General features: G+C 70.3%; 16 protein-coding genes. 9 read left to right on the top strand and 7 right to left on the bottom strand.

Annotated elements, in window-relative coordinates; translation table 11 throughout:
* Window positions 1-25 precede the first annotated feature (25 nt).
* Window positions 26-844: a DUF72 domain-containing protein gene (locus VFJ94_RS04765; protein WP_325003045.1), complete on the bottom strand. Its 819-nt coding sequence runs from the start codon at window positions 842-844 to the stop codon at window positions 26-28.
* 69 nt (window positions 845-913) lie between these two features.
* Here VFJ94_RS04765 and VFJ94_RS04760 point away from each other — a divergent pair, with 69 nt between their 5' ends.
* On the top strand, window positions 914-2332 hold the full coding sequence (locus VFJ94_RS04760) for a glycosyltransferase (RefSeq protein ID WP_325003044.1): 1419 nt from the start codon (window positions 914-916) through the stop codon (window positions 2330-2332).
* Window positions 2333-2373: 41 nt separating this feature from the next.
* Here the strand turns inward: VFJ94_RS04760 and VFJ94_RS04755 are convergent, their stop codons facing one another.
* Window positions 2374-3561: a zinc-dependent alcohol dehydrogenase gene (locus VFJ94_RS04755; RefSeq protein ID WP_325003043.1), complete on the bottom strand. Its 1188-nt coding sequence runs from the start codon at window positions 3559-3561 to the stop codon at window positions 2374-2376.
* Between the two features lie 80 nt (window positions 3562-3641).
* Entirely contained in the window at window positions 3642-4175 is a 534-nt protein-coding gene (locus tag VFJ94_RS04750) for a cyclophilin-like fold protein (RefSeq protein WP_325003042.1), read from the bottom strand.
* Window positions 4176-4277: 102 nt separating this feature from the next.
* On the opposite strand from VFJ94_RS04750, the gene VFJ94_RS04745 reads away from it, so the two are divergent.
* Window positions 4278-5156 carry a helix-turn-helix transcriptional regulator gene (locus VFJ94_RS04745; RefSeq protein WP_325003041.1) on the top strand — a complete coding sequence of 293 codons (879 nt, stop codon included), beginning with the start codon at window positions 4278-4280 and terminating at the stop codon, window positions 5154-5156.
* Window positions 5157-5264: 108 nt separating this feature from the next.
* Here the strand turns inward: VFJ94_RS04745 and VFJ94_RS04740 are convergent, their stop codons facing one another.
* Window positions 5265-5717, bottom strand: a complete 453-nt coding sequence (locus VFJ94_RS04740) for a DUF2255 family protein (RefSeq protein ID WP_325003040.1) — start codon at window positions 5715-5717, stop codon at window positions 5265-5267.
* Complete coding sequence (locus VFJ94_RS04735) at window positions 5714-6694, bottom strand: helix-turn-helix transcriptional regulator (protein ID WP_325003039.1); 981 nt, start codon at window positions 6692-6694, stop codon at window positions 5714-5716. The genes VFJ94_RS04740 and VFJ94_RS04735 overlap by 4 nt, the downstream gene beginning before the upstream one ends.
* A gap of 29 nt (window positions 6695-6723) precedes the next feature.
* On the opposite strand from VFJ94_RS04735, the gene VFJ94_RS04730 reads away from it, so the two are divergent.
* The 3 genes from VFJ94_RS04730 to VFJ94_RS04720 all read left to right on the top strand — a co-directional run bounded on the left by VFJ94_RS04730 (window position 6724) and on the right by VFJ94_RS04720 (window position 11587).
* Entirely contained in the window at window positions 6724-8271 is a 1548-nt protein-coding gene (locus VFJ94_RS04730) for an MFS transporter (protein ID WP_325003038.1), read from the top strand.
* 275 nt (window positions 8272-8546) lie between these two features.
* The gene (locus tag VFJ94_RS04725) at window positions 8547-9545 is read left to right on the top strand and encodes an aldo/keto reductase (RefSeq protein ID WP_325003037.1); all 999 of its coding nucleotides are present in this window, start codon (window positions 8547-8549) and stop codon (window positions 9543-9545) included.
* 947 nt (window positions 9546-10492) lie between these two features.
* Window positions 10493-11587, top strand: a complete 1095-nt coding sequence (locus tag VFJ94_RS04720) for a hypothetical protein (protein ID WP_325003036.1) — start codon at window positions 10493-10495, stop codon at window positions 11585-11587.
* Window positions 11588-12253: 666 nt separating this feature from the next.
* On the opposite strand, the gene VFJ94_RS04715 is transcribed toward VFJ94_RS04720, so the two are convergent.
* Together VFJ94_RS04715 and VFJ94_RS04710 are read right to left on the bottom strand one after the other, a co-directional pair.
* Window positions 12254-12715: an SRPBCC domain-containing protein gene (locus VFJ94_RS04715; protein ID WP_325003035.1), complete on the bottom strand. Its 462-nt coding sequence runs from the start codon at window positions 12713-12715 to the stop codon at window positions 12254-12256.
* Between the two features lies 1 nt (window position 12716).
* Window positions 12717-13184 carry a hypothetical protein gene (locus VFJ94_RS04710; protein WP_325003034.1) on the bottom strand — a complete coding sequence of 156 codons (468 nt, stop codon included), beginning with the start codon at window positions 13182-13184 and terminating at the stop codon, window positions 12717-12719.
* A gap of 217 nt (window positions 13185-13401) precedes the next feature.
* Between VFJ94_RS04710 and VFJ94_RS04705 the strand changes: the two genes are divergently transcribed.
* The 4 genes from VFJ94_RS04705 (at window position 13402) to VFJ94_RS04690 (ending at window position 16788) form a co-directional block, all read left to right on the top strand.
* Entirely contained in the window at window positions 13402-14631 is a 1230-nt protein-coding gene (locus VFJ94_RS04705) for a sensor histidine kinase (RefSeq protein ID WP_325003033.1), read from the top strand.
* 2 nt (window positions 14632-14633) lie between these two features.
* A complete protein-coding gene (locus tag VFJ94_RS04700; protein WP_325003032.1) occupies window positions 14634-15275 on the top strand; it encodes a response regulator transcription factor in 642 nt (213 codons plus the stop codon).
* A 782-nt stretch (window positions 15276-16057) separates the two neighbouring features.
* Window positions 16058-16399: a PadR family transcriptional regulator gene (locus tag VFJ94_RS04695; RefSeq protein WP_325003031.1), complete on the top strand. Its 342-nt coding sequence runs from the start codon at window positions 16058-16060 to the stop codon at window positions 16397-16399.
* Entirely contained in the window at window positions 16396-16788 is a 393-nt protein-coding gene (locus VFJ94_RS04690) for a hypothetical protein (RefSeq protein ID WP_325003030.1), read from the top strand. Before VFJ94_RS04695 ends, VFJ94_RS04690 begins: the two co-directional genes overlap by 4 nt.
* Window positions 16789-16996: the final 208 nt, after the last annotated feature.

Below are 16996 nucleotides of genomic sequence, written 5' to 3'. Positions count from 1 at the left end.
TCGGAGCCGCCGCCGCGTATGCCGCTCAGCCCCGGAGCCGCTCGCACAGCGCGACGGCGTCGTGCGGGGCGTGCCCCTTGGCATCGTTGTCGAAGTAGACGTGCACGTCGTGGCCCTCGGCGAGCCACTGGCGGCACTGGTCCGCCCAGCGGTCGAGGGACTCCGGTGGGTAGCCGCTCGCATAGAGCTCGGTCTCCCCGTGGAGGCGGACGTAGCGGAAGTCGCTCGTCGCGTCCCGCATCTGCGGCCACCGGCCGGCGCTGTCCGCCACGACCATGCAGATGCCGTGCCGCGCCAGCAGGGCCCGGGCCTCGTCGGTGTCGAAGCTGGGGTGCCGCGGCTCGAGCGCGTGCCGCACCGGCTGGTCCACGTCGCACGTCGTGAGCACGCGGTCCTCGCGCAGCTTGTCGTCGTGCCCGCTCGCGAGCGCAGCGGCCTGCTGCGTCGTGCGCGGCAGCAGGTCGAAGAAGCGGCTCATCCGCTCCCTGTCGTAGGGAAGCCGCTCGGGCAGCTGCCACAGGATCGGGCCGAGCTTCGGGCCGAGGGCGAGCACGCCGGAGGCGAAGAAGTTGGCGAGCGGTGCTTCGACGCCGGCCAGCTTCTTCATGTGGGTGATGAACCGGCCGCCCTTGACGGCGAAGACGCACTCGTCGGGAGTCGCGGCCCGCCAGGCGGCATACGAGCTGGGCCGCTGCAGCGAGTAGAACGAGCCGTTGATCTCGATCGACGTCATCCGCTCCGCGGCGTAGGTGAGCTCGAGCCGCTGGGGGAGCCCGCGCGGGTAGAAGTCGCCGCGCCACCGCGCGTACCGCCAGCCGGACACCCCGACGTAGTAGTGGCTCACCGGGCGAGGGTACCCACCGATTTGCGCGTTGGCCCGCCGCCGCGAGCGCCGACGTGTGAGCATCGGGCCATGCAGCAGGTCGGCATCGACGCCATCCCGCTCGACAGGCTCGCCACGATCCTCGACGCCGAGCGGGCCACGTCGCTACGTGCCGCCGCAGCGCGGGCCGCGCACCTGCTCGCGGGGCGCACGGTGTGGAACGTCAGCTCCACGGCGTCGGGAGGCGGCGTCGCCGAGATGCTCCAGGCGCTGCTGTCCTACACCCGAGGCGCCGGCGTCGACACCCGGTGGCTCGTGCTCGACGCCACCCCGGAGTTCTTCCGCCTCACCAAGCAGCTGCACAACCTGCTCCACGGATCCGGCTCCGGAGACGCCCCGCCGCTGGAGGACGGCCTGCAGGTCTACGCCCAGGTCAGCGAGGACAACCTGCGCAGCCTCGCCGGGTGCGTGCGCGCGGGCGACGTCGTGATCCTGCACGACCCGCAGACGGCTGGCCTCGTGGCCGGCCTCCGGCGACTCGGCGCCCACGTCGTCTGGCGCTGCCACGTCGGCCGGGACGACACCAACGCCCAGTCCGCGGCGGCCTGGGGCTTCCTGCGGCCGCACGTCGAGCAGGCCGACGCCCTCATCTTCTCGCGGCAGCAGTTCGTCCCCGGGTGGGTGGACCCGGCGCGGGTGTGGCTCATCCCGCCGTCCCTCGACCCGTTCAGCGCCAAGAACCGCTTCCTGCCGCCCGCCGACGTCGCGGCCACGCTGCGGCGGTGGGACCTCGTCGGGCTGGCGCCGGGTCACGCCCACGTCGACTTCGTCCGACGTGACGGCACCCTGGGGTCGGTGCGGCGACACCACGACGTCGTCGTGGGCGGTCCGGTGCCCGGGGAGGCGCGGATGGTCCTGCAGGTCAGCCGCTGGGACCGGCTCAAGGACATGGCCGGCGTGCTCACGGCATTCGCGACCCACCTGCCCGGGCTGCCGGACGACGTGCATTTGCTCCTCGCCGGCCCGGATGGGTCGGGCGTCAGCGACGACCCGGAGGGGGCCGAGGTCGTGCAGGAGTGCCTAGACCTGTGGCGGTCCCAGCCCGAGGCGGCCCGACGCAGGCTGCACCTCTGCAGCCTGCCAATGGACGACATCGACGAGAACGCCCACGTCGTCAACGCCCTCCAGCGGCACGCCGCCGTCGTGGTGCAGAAGAGCCTCGAAGAGGGTTTCGGGCTGACCGTGACCGAGCCGATGTGGAAGGGCAGGCCGGTCGTGGCGTCCGCGGTCGGCGGCATCCAGGACCAGGTCGTCCACGGCGAGAGCGGCCTGCTGCTCGACGACCCGCGAGACCTCGACGCCTTCGCCGGGCTGCTGCAGCGCCTGCTCGACGACCCCCCGCTCGCGCACCAGCTGGGAGAGCACGCGCACGAGCGCGTCCGGGCCCGCTTCCTCGGCGACCGCCACCTCATCCAGTACGCGGACCTGGTCGCGAGCCTGCTCGGCTGACGGCGGGGGGTGCGGCCCGGCGGTTCGGCCCGCCCACGCGGTCAGGGCCGGAAGACCACCTTGACGACGCCCTCCTCCTTCTTCTGGAAGCGCTCGTAGGCGCCCGGCGCCTCCTCCAGCGGCAGGTGGTGCGTGGCGAACGAGTCGACGCCGAAGGGGTCGTCGTCGGTCAGCATGCCGAGCAGCTCGTCGGTCCACGCGCGCACGTTGGCCTGGCCCATCCGCAGCTGCACCTGCTTGTCGAACATTTGGAACATCGGCAGCGGGTCCATCGCGCCGCCGTAGACGCCCACGATCGAGATGGTGCCGCCGCGGCGCACCGCGTCGATCGCCGTGTAGAGCGCCGCCAGGCGGTCGACTCCGGCCTTCTTCAGCAGTGGCTCGGCCAGTGCGTCGGGCAGCAGGGTCGCCATCTTCTGCATCGTCGTCGCGACAGGCGATCCATGCGCCTCCATCCCGACGGCCTCGATCACGGCGTCCGGGCCGCGGCCGTCGGTGAGGTCCCGGACGGCGGCCGCAACGCCGTCGCCCTTCTCGGCCTCGTCGAGGTCGAGGACCTCGGCGCCCCTGGCCTGCACGCGTGCCAGCCGCTCGCGCACGAGGTCCACCGAGATGACGCGGTGGCCCTCCCGCAAGGCCATCCGCGCAGTCATGTCGCCGATGGGGCCGGCGCCGAGGACGAGCAGCGTGCCGCCCTCGGGCACGGCGGCATACTTGAGGGCCTGCCACGCGGTGGGCAGGACGTCGGAGAGGAAGAGGAACCGGTCGTCCGACGGGCCCTCGGGCACCTTGACCGGGAGGAAGTCGGCGAAGGGCACCCGGAGGTACTCGGCCTGGCCGCCGGGCACCTGGCCGTAGAGCTTGCTGTAGCCGAAGAGGCTTGCGCCCGTGCCGTGCTCGTGGTTCTGCGTCGTCTCGCACTGGCTGTAGAGCTTCTGGCCGCACGTCCAGCACGAGCCGCAGCAGACGTTGAACGGCACGACGACGCGGTCGCCGACCTCGAGGTTGGACACGGCGCTGCCCACCTCCTGGACGATGCCCATCGGCTCGTGACCGACGACGTCACCCGGCTCCATGAAGGCCGCCAGGGCCTCGTAGAGGTGCAGGTCCGAGCCGCAGAGCCCGGTCGAGGTGACCTTGATGACCGCGTCGGTCGGCTCCTCGATCCGGGGGTCTGGCACGTCGATGACGCGCATGTCGTGGATGCCCTGCCAGGTCACTGCCTTCACGTCGCACTCCTCGGGTCGCGGGCTCGTTGCTCCCGCTGCCGTACCCTGCTCGGCTCCCTGCCAAGCGGTCGGCATCTCCGTCAGCCAGCGCCGATCTGGACGGGGAAGCGGTTCCCGGCGGTGCCGATCGAGGCAAGGCCGCTCTCCACGACGCCGAGACGGACGAGGCCGGGCGGAGGGACGGACTGGCCGAGGTCGTCGCAGAAGATCGCGACCGAATGGCTCGGTGCCCAGTAGTACAGCTCGCCCACCCGGGGGTGGAACACCGGCCGGGCGCCGGTGACGTCGATCGACGACGGCAGCTGCCCGGACTTCGCCTGCCCCATCGGGTCCCGCAGCGTCAGCCGCAGCGGGAGCTGGGCGGCGAACGCTTGCGCCGCCGGGGTGTCGTCCAGTGTGACCGTCGCCGTCCCGTCAGGGACGCGCAGGAGCACGAGTCCCGAAGCGCCGGCATGGTTGGGCGCGGTCGTCGTGGTTGCGGAGGCTTGCTCGGCGGGCACCGGTGGGTCGACTCGGCCGCCGGGCGACCAGCACGCCAGCATGACCGCGAGTGTGGCGGGGACCAATGCCGCGGCCGCCCGGAGGCGGGAGCCCAGTGGGACTGCAAGGTTCATGCCCTCAAGGAGACCGCCCCCGCGGGGCCCGGAAAAGTCACTGTTGATGGGTGTACTGACAGAGCATCGCTCGTCATCGGCTGCGGTCGTACCGTGGTCGGCGTGGACAACCGTGCCGAAGTCCGCGAGTTCCTGACCTCGCGGCGAGCCAAGATCGCGCCTGAGCAGGCCCGTGTGCCTCAAGGCGGGCAGCGCCGCGTCCCCGGGCTGCGCCGCAGCGAGGTGGCTGCGCTGGCCGGGGTGAGTGTCGAGTACTACGCGAAACTCGAGCGCGGCGCACTCGGCGGCGTCTCTGCCAGCGTGCTCGACGCGATCGCCCGGGCCCTGCAGCTCGACGACGCCGAACGGCGCCACCTGTTCCTGCTCGCACAGGCCGCCGACGGCACCGCGGCCGCCATGCGTCCCCGCCGACGGAGCCAGGCGCAGTGGGCGGCGCGGCCGAGCCTGCAGTGGGCGCTGGACTGCATCACCACCGGACCGGCGATCGTCGGGAACAACAGGTCCGACCTGCTCGCGGCCAACCACCTCGGCCGGGCGCTCTACGCCGACGTGTACGCCGACCCGACCCGCGTGCCCAACCTGGCGCGGTTCGCGTTCCTCGACGCCGCCGCTCACCGGTTGTACCCCGACTGGGAGCACACCGCCGACGTCACGGTCGCCAACCTGCGGACCGCTGCGGGCCAGGACCCGCACGACAGGGCGCTCCAGGACCTGGTCGGCGAGCTGTCCACTCGCAGTGATGATTTCCGGCGCCGCTGGGGGTCCCACAATGTTCGCATCCACGCTGGCGGCACCAAGCAGTACCGCCACCACATCGTCGGCCACCTCGACCTCGCCTACGAAACCATGGACCTGCGATCCGAGCCCGGCCTGAGCATGACCATCTTCACCGCGGAGCCGGGATCGCCCACCGCCCAAGCCCTAGCCCTGCTGGCCTCGTGGGCAGCCACCCGGGAGAACGCTCCGGCCGGGGTGACCTGACCCGTCACCGGTCCAGGGTGGCGTCGGCTCTCGCCGCTGTGTACCGCCAGGAAGATCGGGTCGAGGCACTGTGCGCCGTCAGGCGTGTCGTATGGCTTCGCGGCTCTGTCAATCAGTCAACTCGTCGGGCGCGGTCAGGGGCTCGCGTCCCTCGATGGTCGGGTGCAGCTCGAGCGTCGCTTGTCTCGGCCCCGGGCCGAGGAGGTGCTCGACGATGGAGCGGTAGCGGCGGCCGTACTTCGCCCGGTAGGCCTCGTCCACCCTCGCAAGGTCGGCGGCGTCGACGGGATCGAAGGTGACGTCGATGGTGCCGGCGGGTGTGGTGATGTGGCCGCGTCGGCTGCGCCTGGCCGCGCGGAACCAGGACGCGGTCGGCCCGTTGGTCGAGCGCACGAAGACGCGGCCGTCACTGGTAGCGTCGTGCGGGCCCTGCCCGGCGGGGCTGGTGACGACCCAGATGATGCGCTCGCGGAGCTGGCGCCCGTCGTCCCGCGCGGGAGCGACGCAGATCTCCTCTGCCTGACGCAGGTCAGCGAGTTGTGCCGGTGTCCAGGTGCTCATGGCGTGGCCTTCTTGTCGTCGGCGGCCACGTTGCCGTGGCGTCGGTGTTGGGTCGGCAGACCGGTGAGCTCGCCGGTGTCCTCCCGTGCCATGGTCGACGGTTCCCGGGCCGTCCAGCTGGCAAGAAGGCTCATGGCCTCCTCCGACGAGGAGGCGGGTGGGGCGGTGTAGACGTTGACGCGCTGGCCGGGATCTCCGGGCAGCTCGAACGCTTCGTAGTCGAGCTCGAGGTCCCCGACGATCGGGTGGTGGAAGCGTTTGCGGCCGGTGCGGTGGTAGCGGACGTCGTGGGCGGCCCACCGTCGTCGGAAGTCCTCGCAGCGGGTGGACAGCTCACCGACGAGGTCGGACAGGTTCTTGTCGTAGGGATCGCGGCCTGCCTCGGCGCGCAGGAACGCGACGCAGTCGTTGGCGGCCTGGTCGTAGTCGACGAAGAACTCGGACGCCTTCGGGTCGAGGAAGAGGAACCGGGCGCTGTTGGGCGGCTGTCCGGGAGCGTGCGCGACGGCCTGCTCGTAGAGCGGGGAGTAGAGCGCACGACCGAGGTCGTTGGCGGCGAGGACGTCGAAGCAGCCGTTGCGCAGGTATGCCGGCATGGGCATCTGGTCGAGGATCCGCTGGATCGTGGGCCGGACCCGGTTCCGGGCGGGGGCGCGACGCGCGCTGCGGCGGGCCGGGCTGCCGGCGGTGCGCACGAGCCGGTAGAGGTGGTCGCGCTCGGCTTCGTCGAGCCGGAGCGCGTGGACGAGCCCGTCCAGGACACCATCGGAGACGCTGCCGACGCTCCCCCGCTCGAGCCTGGTGTAGTACTCGACGCTGATCCCCGCGAGCAGCGCGACCTCCTCGCGGCGCAGACCGGTGACCCGCCGGTTCGCGCCGTACACGGGCAGTCCTGACTGCTCAGGGGTGATCTTGGCCCGGCGAGTGGTGAGGAACTCCTTCAGGTCGTTCCTGGTCGGGTCGTTCTGGGCGGTCATGCCTCCAACGCTACGTCGCTGGCTCGGATGTGGGAGTCCCTGCCAGTACCCCTCACAACAGGGCCTGTTACGCCGGCTGGGACGCGGGGTTGTCTAGGTGCATGAACAGACCCATGACCAATTCGGAACCGGCAGGCAGCGCTGCTCCCACGGTCGGGTCCCGCGACCAGGACCGAGGCCCGGCGCACCCGCGCGCCATCTTGGCGATCATCCTGGTCAGCTACTTCCTGATCCTGCTGGACAACTCCGTGATCTTCACCGGCCTGCCGTCCATCGCCTCCGCCATGGACCTCGACGCGGCCGGGTTGTCGTGGGTGCAGGACGCCTACACGCTTGTCTTCGGCGGGCTGCTGCTGCTCGGGGCGCGCCTGGGCGACATCCTCGGGCGACGCCGCGTGTTCGTGGCCGGCCTGGCCGTCTTCGTCGGGGCGTCCTTCCTCATCGGGGTAGCGCCCACCGGATGGTGGCTGATCGCGGCCCGGGCCGTGCAGGGCGTTGGCGCCGCCGTGGTGGCGCCCTCGGCGCTGTCGCTGCTGACCGCGAGCTTCGCGGAGGGCCGGCCGCGTTCGCGGGCCGTGGCTTGGTATGCCGCGACCGCCGGGATCGGCGCCAGCCTCGGCCTGCTCGTCGGGGGCGCGGCTGCCCAGTGGATCTCCTGGCGGGCCGGGTTCTTCATCAACGTTCCCATCGGCATAGCCATGGCGGTCCTGGCGCCGCGATACCTGCCCACCAGCCGCCCGCAGCCCGGCCGGTTCGACCTGCCCGGCGCGCTGGGTGCAACCGTCGGTGTCGGCGCCTTGGTGTTCGGCATCATCGAGTCCGCCGACCGGGGGTGGGCCGACCCGGTCGTCCTCATCTCGCTGGTGGCAGCCGCAGTCGTCCTGATCGGTCTGGTGCTCCACGAGCGCGGCGCCGGGCAACCGATCATGCCCTTGCAGCTCTTCGGCGATCGCCGACGGTGGGGCGCGTACGCGGCCCGGGCGCTGTATCTCGGCGCGATGATGGGTTTCTTCTTCTTCACCACCCAGCTGATGCAGGTGGGGCTCGGGTTCACCCCGTTCCAGGCAGGGTTGGGGTTCCTACCGATGACGGTCGTCAACTTCGCCGTCGCCACCGTGCTGCCGCGGATCGCTCGCCGACTCGGTGAGGCACGTACCCTGGTAGCGGGGGTCGCGCTGACGCTTGCGGGCATGGCGTGGCTCGCGCAGGTCGAGGGCTCCACGGCGTATCTGACGGGGGTGGGGCTTCCGATGGTGCTGATCGGCGCCGGCCAGGGCCTCGCGTTCGCCCCGCTGACCAGCTTCGGCATCGCCGGGGTTCGCCGCGAGGACGCGGGAGCAGCCAGTGGTCTGGTCAACACCGCCCACCAGCTGGGCATGGCCACCGGCCTGGCCCTACTGGTTGCCGTGTCGGCCGGCGCCGGCGACGTGGTTGCCCAAGTGTCGATCGCGCTGGGTTGGGGCGCCGGCCTCTTGGCAGTGTGTCTGCTCGTCGTCGTGGCCGTGATCGCTCCCCGCCAGCGGCGTCACCCCGTCACGACCTCCGTCAACCCGACGCGCAGGACGGCCCCAAGCTGAGCCGTCGACGCACACCGCCAACGTCTACCGACGCAACGGACGAAAGCGAGCAGCGCCTATGAAGGCAGCGATCTTCCAGCGCAGGGGCCCCATGGAGGTCGCGCATCGAGGCCGTCGGCGTCCCGCTGGACGAGAAGTTCGAGGATCACCCGCCGCCACAGACCAGCGCCGCGCCATCAGATCCTGCTCACGCTCAGCCAACCGTGAGCCTTGCGCCCGGCGTCAGCCGCGGCTCGACAGCCCTGACAACGAATCCTCAACAAGGAGAAACAGCAATGCAGACACGCACCCTCGGCACTCCCGCCGCTCGAGGCCTTCAGGTTTCCGCTCTCGGCCTTGGCTGCATGGGCATGAGCCAGTCGTTCGGTCCGCGGCCGCCGCGGGAGGAGATGATCACGTTCCTCCGCGCTGCGGTCGACCGGGGCGTCACCTTCTTCGACACCGCTGAGGTCTACGGGCCGTTCCACAACGAGGAGCTGGTCGGCGAGGCGCTGCAACCGGTGCGCGACGACGTCGTCATCGCCACCAAGTTCGGCTTCGCCCTGGACGAGGACGGCACGCAGACCGGTGTCACCAGCCGACCTGAGCGCATCCGGGCGGCGGTGGATGGCTCGCTGCGGCGCCTGCGCACCGATGCCATCGACCTGCTCTACCAGCACCGGGTCGACCCCGACGTCCCCATCGAGGAGGTCGCCGGCACCGTCAAGGAGCTCATCGAGGCAGGCAAGGTGCACCACTTCGGCCTGTCCGAGGCCGGGGTCGAGACCTTCCGCCGCGCCCACGCGGTGCAGCCGGTCACGGCGCTGCAGAGCGAGTACTCCCTCTTCTGGCGTGAGCCGGAGGAGGCGATCCTGCCCGCCCTGGAGGAGCTCGGCATCGGCTTCGTGCCGTTCAGTCCTCTCGGGCGCGGCTTCCTGACCGGCCACGTGACGGCGGACACGGAGTTCGGCGAGGGAGACGTCCGAGCCTCCCTCCCGCGCTTCGAGCGCGAGGCACTGAAGGCCAACCTCGCTCTCGTCGACCTCATCAAGACGGTCGCCGAGCGCAAGCAGGCCACCGTCGGGCAGGTTGCCTTGGCCTGGCTCCTCGCGCAGAGACCGTGGATCGTGCCGATCCCCGGGACCAGAAGGCTCGAGCGCCTCGACGAGAACCTGGCAGCAGCAGATCTGAAGCTGAGCCCGCAGGACCTGGCAGAGCTCGACGCGGCGTCATCCAGCGTGCAGGTCCACGGCGACCGATACCCGGAGGCCATGCAACGGATGATCGACCGCTGACCTCGCCATGCGCCGGCCCCGACTGATCGGCGGGCCGTCCCGGCGCCGCCGGGGGATGACGCGACCCGGCAAGGGCCGGTGGCGGGCCCCGGACCTGCTCGGCCGGGACTTTCACCACCGATCGGATCAACCACAAGTGTGCGGCGATGGTTGACGTCGCGCTGCCAGGCAAGCTCTTCGGCTGGCACGGGTACGCTGTCGAGCTTGTCCGCGACGCCAGGGCTCGCGACCACCTGCAAGCTCCGTGCGGCCACCCCTGCGCTTGCCAGCTGACGGCTTGTCGCTTTTCGGTTGCCAGCGGGATGGGACCAGCTCGTTGCCACGGGCATGGGACCACTTGGCGGCGTCGGTGGTCATGGCGAGCCGCCCTGGTCGAGGGCGTCGGCCCGCGCGCCGGTCGTGAGCGTGTCAGGCCTCTCGTGCAGAGGTGGTAACTCTTCGCCGCACGAGCGAGCGCACTTCACGCTCACTCCTCGAGGAACCAAGCCTCAGCGTGTATGCGACCAGTTGGCCCAGGAACTTCAAGCCGGTCGTATGTGCCTCCAACCGACGGGGCACACCACTCGCGATCGTCGAGCTTCACCAAGAGGAGCGCCGAGTCCATGGCAGTTCCCTCGGGAGCGCAGCGACCAGCCGGCCCCGGAAGATCTGCCCGCCCGGGCACTCTCGGTCGAGTCGCGTCGGTACTCATGAGCGCGAGGCGTTCTGTGCGGTCGGGTCTGGCGTGGCGCGCGTGTCACCACGGGCGTGGACATGCTCCGAGTGTGACGTGGCCGGGCGCTTCTCCTCCCGGCCTGTCGCAGAGTAAATCCTTGGTAAGGAAGTGCGGTTCGGGAGGCAGCCGGCACCGCGGAGGATCACGCTCACACCAGCAGGTCTCACAGGGGGACCTCAGCAGGGGACATGGCACCGTCAAGCAGGTCCCCACGGGCAGGGGACGGACGCGCGTGACGATCACCTCGGCGGGCAACAGCGTGACGACGACGGCCGCGCCAGGCTCGGTCGTGAACGCAACGTTTCGCTACGGCGCAGCCGCCCACGACGGCACCCGCGCAGGAGCGGCGGAAGTCGCGGTTACGCCTCCTGATGACTCCACCGTCGACCCGCAGTCCGTCGCGCGCGCCTACAAGGCGTCCGGGCGCTCGGTCACCACCGACGCCATGGAGAGCGGCATCAGCTACGAGGAGGCCATGGCCCAGTTCGGCGACATGGACCCCGCGTCCAACCCGAGCAAGTCGCAGGCGCTGCGCGTTCTGGCCGGCGATCCCGCGGCGTTCTCCTCGCGCTCCCTGCAGCTGGCCGGACCCAAGGGTGCCTCTACCCCAGGCCACAAGGCATCAACCACCGCGCTCACTGCCCTCGCCGCGGCGACCGCATACGACTCGTGGTGCACCGACGTGAGCGCGAACGGGGGCGACCAGACCGCCCACGGCTGCAGACGCAGTCGACTGGTGACTGCCGCACGTTCACGCTCGGCGCAACCGACCGAAGACCGGTGTCAGCGCGTCCTACTCCGGCACCGTCTGTCCGGACAAGTTCGGCCCGTCGTTCAGCGACTCGAACCGCGGCTACGGGTCCTACTGGGGCGGCACGTCGAACGACTACGTCGGCGCCCACTCGATCTCGGTCGTCAAGACCAGCCCGGGCTACTCCTCCAACGGCACTTTGAAGGTGGCGATGACATGGCGGCTCAACTGGCCGCTGAACGGAAGGGCGTCCGCGCTCGCGCGGTGATCGCGGCAGTCGTCGTGTTCGCAGCTCTCGCGGGCTTCGCCAGCTGGCGCGCCCTCAACAGCGGGCCGGACGTCCTGCACGGCACGGTCGCACTCGTCAACGCGAACGGTTCGAAGTTCTGTGTGACGCAGGAGTCAGGCGGGGACCAGTGGTGCGGCGCACTCGCCACCTCGGGCGGAGAGCCTCCCACCGTGGGCCAGACGGTCACCGTGCTGGTCAACACGGTCGACACGGACCCCGGACGGCGCCCTCTCCATCGGGACGATCGTCCCGGCAGGGTTCACGGTGCGGTGAACGGCGCCACCTGACACCGGCTCACAAGCGTGTGGCCCGGACGTGACTCAGCCCAGTCCGGGCCGTTCGCCATGCCCCCGGATATGGCGACAGGCTCTGGATCACCACCGCTGACGGACACCCGGGCTATGCCGCGCGCGGCTACGCCGGCCAGCTCACCGAGGTGGTGCCAGCTCACCGAGGTGGGGCCAGACCGCCGGTTGGTGGTGGTCGTCCAGTCCACCTCCCCCGCCGACTTCGACGCCCCCGTCGAACCGGGCACCGCAGCGTCCGGCGACTACAGCGACATCGTCAGCACGATCATCGCGCCATCCGGCACCTGGCCCCCGCCCGCACACGACGGCCACCACCCGATGTCGGGGTCCGACTTGGCATCGATGGCCAACTCGAGCTCTTGCTTCCCGGCACGGTGCGCGCCAACGTGGGGACATGGACAAGCGGATCTGGTGCCGCGTGGGGCGGCACCGGTGGGCAGACAAGTGGGACCACCAACGCAGCATGGCGATCAAGGAATGTGACCTGTGCGGGAAGCGGATCAGCAAGGGCGTCCCGCCCAACACTGGCAGTGCTCCAATGGGACCTCCACTATGACCCCTGGGCTGGCTGATCCAGCCAAACCCACGCTGGGCCGCGAGCTGCCACCTGGTGGCGGCCCGCGGCCCGTGGGTCTCGGGCGGGTGTCAGTCGACCGGGTCGGGGCGGTGGGTGCTGAGACAGTTCGCCTCGTGGGCGAGCGCCTCGTTCATCGCCTGGAACCCGGCGCGGGTGCGGGTGAGGAGGGATCCGCTGAAGGGGATGAGTGCACCGGAGAAGGTTTCGGACTGTTGTAGCAGGGTGCGCCCGCTCGCGGTGGCGGTGAGGGTGAAGCTGTGCCGTCCGTCGAAGATGCCTGGCATCCCTAGTCGGCCCAGCCACTCGATGTAGCGGTGGTGCTCGACAGCGGTGACCCAGGGGCGGAAGTTCATGGCGCGGCCGCCGGGTGGGTGCATGGTGAGGTCGAGCCGTTCTCCGACGCCGAAGGTGCCGGCTGCTGCGGTGATGAAGGGGTTCCACCGGCGGTACCCGTCCAGGTCGGTCAGGGCCTGCCAGACGGCGTCGACTGCGGCGTTGATGGTCACGTTGGTGGTGATGATCTTGCTCATGTCAGCGCCACCGGTCGCCACGGGTCGTGGTGTACTGCCGGACGACGTGGCGCCACGGGATGACGGCGATGACGACAGCGACCCACAGGACCGTGGTGACCTGTTCGCGAGTGGCTCCGGTCAGGTTGCCGTCGAGCCACAAGGGCAGGGCCACGACCCCCAACCACAGCAGCTTCCAGCCCACCTCGAAGAGGAGAATGGGAAGCATCCGCTGCGGGTAGCGCAGCCCGAACAGGGCAAGGACCGACATTGCCACGAGCATGGTGACGACGGTGCCCTGCTTCAGCTCCCACGGGTCGTGGGAGATGAGCTCGGGCCACTTGTAGATGGCGAGGCCGACGCCCATTTCGAAGTAGCCGACGCGCATGAGGTTGAGTCGCCACGTCGGCAAGCGGTCCGAGTCGGGTGCGGTGCCGTGGCCTGGGCGCGGCTGGACGGGTGTGCCTCGTCGTTGCTGGAGGATGTTCATGACGGCGGCCCCTTTCGAGGGTTCGTTCTGTGGGGTCCGGCCGGATCTGCCGGTGGCTCCACAGTGGTCTGCCGGGCCGGGTGCACACATCGGCCCTGGGTTCACGGCGCACGGGTCGATGTGCTGCCCCCAGCGCGCCCCTGACACCGACTTTCGGACCGACGTCCGCGACTTTCGTTGATGTCCTGCTCCCTGTGGGCAGGTCTACGGTGAGGTCATGTCCCGGCTGCAGCTGTCGTGGGTCGCGCTGGCGGGGCCAGCGGCATACGTCGACCTGCCCTCACCGGAATGGGCCCGAAGCCACGCCGGGCGGGAGCGGGCCGTGGACGCCCTCGCGTTCGTCCTGGCGGTGGTGCTGGGTGCGTTGTTCGTCAGCCCTGAGCTGCACGACAACCCCGATCCTTGGTCAGCCACCGCGATCAGCGTCGACGTCATCGCGGGTGCCCTTGCCTGTCTGTCCCTGTGGTGGCGTCGACGCTTCCCGGTCAGTGTGGCGGTGGCCTGCACGGTGTTCGGGACGGTGTCGAGTTCCGCAACTCCTGCCGGCCTGCTTGCCTTGTCGTCGTTGGCCGTGCACCGACCCGCCCGCCCTGCCGTCCTGGTGACGGTGCTGTGGGTGCCATCGGTACTCGTGTACGCGGCCTACAGCCCCACGACCGGCCCGGTGTCGGTGGTGGCGCTGGTCATGCCGTTGGCGTTGGCCGCCACCGGGTGGGGCATGTTCATCCGCGCCCGGCGGCAGCTGCTGCTGTCACTGCGCGAACGGGCGCTGCGAGCTGAGGCCGACCAGGAGCTGCGCCAGGAGCAGGCGCGGGTGGCCGAGAGAACGAGGATCGCGCGTGAGATGCACGACGTCCTCGCCCACCGGATCTCGCTTCTGGCGCTGCACGCCGGAGGGCTGGAGGTGCGTCCCGACCTGCCTGCCGAGCAGGTGCAGAAAACCGCGGCGCTCCTGCGAGCGACGGCACGCCAAGCACTGGAGGAGCTGCGCAGCGTGATCGGGCTGCTTCGCGAGAACAACGGACCCGAACCAGACCCGCTGGCCCCGCAACCGGTCCTGTCGGACATCGACCGCCTGGTCCAAGAGCGACGTGACGCGGGCACCCACATCGATCTACACATGGACGTCCAAGCGCGCGGGGACGTGCCGCCCGCAGTGGCCCGCGACGCCTACCGCATCGTGCAAGAGGGGCTGACGAACGCCGCCAAGCACGCTCACGGAGCCTTCGTGCGGGTGCACATCACCGCAACCGCGCCCGGGCGGTTGAACGTCAGCGTCCGCAACGGGCGCCCGGTGCGGACGTCAACTGGGGCCTCCCTGCCAGGCGCGGGTGTGGGGCTCCTCGGGCTCCGGGAACGAGTCGCGTTGGCAGGCGGCATACTGACGGTGGGCCCGGACAGTTTTGGCGACTTCGTGGTGGAAGCCGAGCTGACATGGCGAACGTAAAGGTGCTGCTCGTCGACGACGACGCTCTGGTGCGCGCTGGCCTGCGCGTCATCCTGTCGTCGGCCGACGACATCGATGTCGTCGCGGAGGCCGAGGACGGCGCCGACGCCATGACTGCTGTGCAACAGCACCGCCCCGATGTGGTGCTCATGGACATCCGCATGCCACACACGGACGGCATCACCGCCACTGCGGCGCTGCGCCGACTGGCCGCGCCTCCTCACGTCATCGTGCTGACCACATTCCAAGCTGACGAGCAGGTGGTCGCCGCGCTCCGCGCCGGAGCCAGCGGGTTCCTGGTGAAGGACACGCCACCGGCCGACATCATCACCGCGGTCCGGGTCGTGGCAGCCGGAGACGCCATCGTCTCCCCGTCAGTCACCCGGACGCTGCTCGCACACTTCAAGGACACCGCAGCGTCCGACCGACACCGGTTCGCCGCGCAACGCATGGCGGGCCTCACCAGACGCGAATGGGAAGTTGCCACCGCGGTCGGTGCTGGCTCCTCCAACGCCGAGATCGCTGCGGCGCTGTTCATGAGCGAAGCGACCGTCAAGGCCCACGTATCCCGACTGCTCAGCAAGCTCGCCGTCACCAACCGGGTCCAGATCGCCATCCTCGTCCACGAGGCGGCCCACGCCTGAACCCGAGCGCGGCGATGTCGACGGCACAGGCGACCTTGATGACGCGGAGAAACTCGACCACGTGCGCGACCCAGGCGGGCCTCGGTGGCGGACCTCCGAGTATCCGGGCGGGCGCGTATGGAATGGGCGCCCGACGTCCCTTCTGGCGTGGTGATCGCATCGCCGGGAACGTAGCAAGACACCCTGTCGATCCTGGGACGATTCCGCAGGTCAGACAGGGTGCCAGTGAGTGGAGCTGAGGGGATTCGAACCCTGACCTTCTCATTGCGAACAGGTGCGGGGCCGTTGTGGTGCTCGTCCTGGTGCGGTGCATGCGTTTCCTTAGCGCCCTTGGAGGACGGGCGTTTTGGGGCGCGGGGGACACAGGGGGACACGAATCAGCCCCGCGGGTTGGCGCTGGTATCGACCGGAACGGACAGGGCTGGGTGGTGCGGCGCAGAAAGCGCTTCGCTGGCCCAGCGACGCGGGCAGTCGACTGCCCCGGGCGCTCGAGGTGGGCAGTGGTCCACCATGGGACGATGCCAGTGCCGGCGACGGCTGGGGCGTCCCTCGTCCAGGCGCGTGAGTCCCGGCCACGGCTCGTCCAGCCGGCCATCGAGACGGCTGGCGACAGGCCGTGCGCCGCCCTATGTCCTCGTGGAAGCGTGGGGTGCGTGTCGGCGCGCCAGCGCCGGAGCGCGTGGTCCCCATCGCGGGGTCCCGCAATTCTTCGCGCCGCAGGCGCGCTTGAACCAGTACAGACAATCATCGACATGCCGCTCAGCCCTATGTAGACTTCTGCTATGAATGGCGAACCGCGAATGACCGTCACCACGGTCGAGGTGCTCCAAACCTTCGTCGCCGACGCGTCAAGCGTGCGGTATGGGCTGGAGATCATGGCGCTCACTGGGCTGCCGAGCGGGACGGTGTTTCCGATCCTCGCTCGGTTCGAGGGTCTGGGCTGGCTTGAGAGCGGCTGGGAGGACGTTGACCCTGCCGCCGTCGGGCGGCCGCAACGCCGGTACTACCGGCTCACGGGAGAGGGAGTGGAGTTGGCCGAGGCGGCTCTCGCGAGAGTCGCCCGGGCGCGGGAGAAGCGACGCTCGGTCTTGCGGCCGGCTCCCGGGGCCGTGGGGTTCTCATGAGCGCGCGCGGGCGCGCGGCGCCCTCAGCGTTCGCCGGCCTGCTGTGTCGTCTGACGGCGGTGCTGCTGCCGCGCGCCAGCCGTGGGCGATACCTCGCCGAGTGGCGCGCCGATCTCGCGGCCGAGCCGGAGGAGGCCCTCGGCTACGCGTGGAGCGTACTCATCCACGTCGTCGAGTTGCGGCGGGTGGTCGTCAACGCAGGCGCGGGCGCCGTGCCGCTGCGGTGCCGGCTGCACCTGCACGCCTACGTGCTCGTACACGACAACCCGGAGGACCGCAAGTACGTCAGCCGCCACTGCCGTCGCTGCGGCTTCATCAAGGATGACGGCCAGGCAGGCGGCCAGCCACAAACTGGACTGGCGTGGGGCGCGTCGATGGGCATTCACTGACCCTGGACCAAGACCGCTGAACCGATCCTCGACTCACTCGCACGACTTCTACAACGAACTACCGGCGCTGGGCACTAGCGGCCCGAGGACGTGACCAAGTGGCTGGAACGGATGGCGGCATGAGCATCAGCAAGATGCCCAACGGCCGCTTCCGAGCTCGGCTCAAGAGCGGCCGGGTCGGCGTCGCCAGCAAGGTCTTCGACACCCG

Origin of the sequence: Intrasporangium sp., assembly GCF_035688975.1 — a bacterium.
In the GTDB taxonomy this organism is placed as follows: Bacteria; Actinomycetota; Actinomycetes; order Actinomycetales; family Dermatophilaceae; genus CALMNV01.
The sequence above is the reverse complement of the archived record's forward strand: the minus strand, read 5'-3'. Positions and strand labels throughout refer to the sequence as shown.

Coding starts and splice junctions, on each gene's coding strand:
- VFJ94_RS04750 (WP_325003042.1), bottom strand. CDS start 4,175: ATGAACCTTGCAGTCCCACTGGGCTCCCGCCTCCGGGCGGCCGCGGCA.
- VFJ94_RS04735 (WP_325003039.1), bottom strand. CDS start 6,694: ATGACCGCCCAGAACGACCCGACCAGGAACGACCTGAAGGAGTTCCTC.
- VFJ94_RS04690 (WP_325003030.1), top strand. CDS start 16,396: ATGAGCGCGCGCGGGCGCGCGGCGCCCTCAGCGTTCGCCGGCCTGCTG.
- VFJ94_RS04760 (WP_325003044.1), top strand. CDS start 914: ATGCAGCAGGTCGGCATCGACGCCATCCCGCTCGACAGGCTCGCCACG.
- VFJ94_RS04740 (WP_325003040.1), bottom strand. CDS start 5,717: ATGAGCACCTGGACACCGGCACAACTCGCTGACCTGCGTCAGGCAGAG.
- VFJ94_RS04710 (WP_325003034.1), bottom strand. CDS start 13,184: ATGAACATCCTCCAGCAACGACGAGGCACACCCGTCCAGCCGCGCCCA.
- VFJ94_RS04705 (WP_325003033.1), top strand. CDS start 13,402: ATGTCCCGGCTGCAGCTGTCGTGGGTCGCGCTGGCGGGGCCAGCGGCA.
- VFJ94_RS04695 (WP_325003031.1), top strand. CDS start 16,058: ATGAATGGCGAACCGCGAATGACCGTCACCACGGTCGAGGTGCTCCAA.
- VFJ94_RS04725 (WP_325003037.1), top strand. CDS start 8,547: ATGCAGACACGCACCCTCGGCACTCCCGCCGCTCGAGGCCTTCAGGTT.
- VFJ94_RS04715 (WP_325003035.1), bottom strand. CDS start 12,715: ATGAGCAAGATCATCACCACCAACGTGACCATCAACGCCGCAGTCGAC.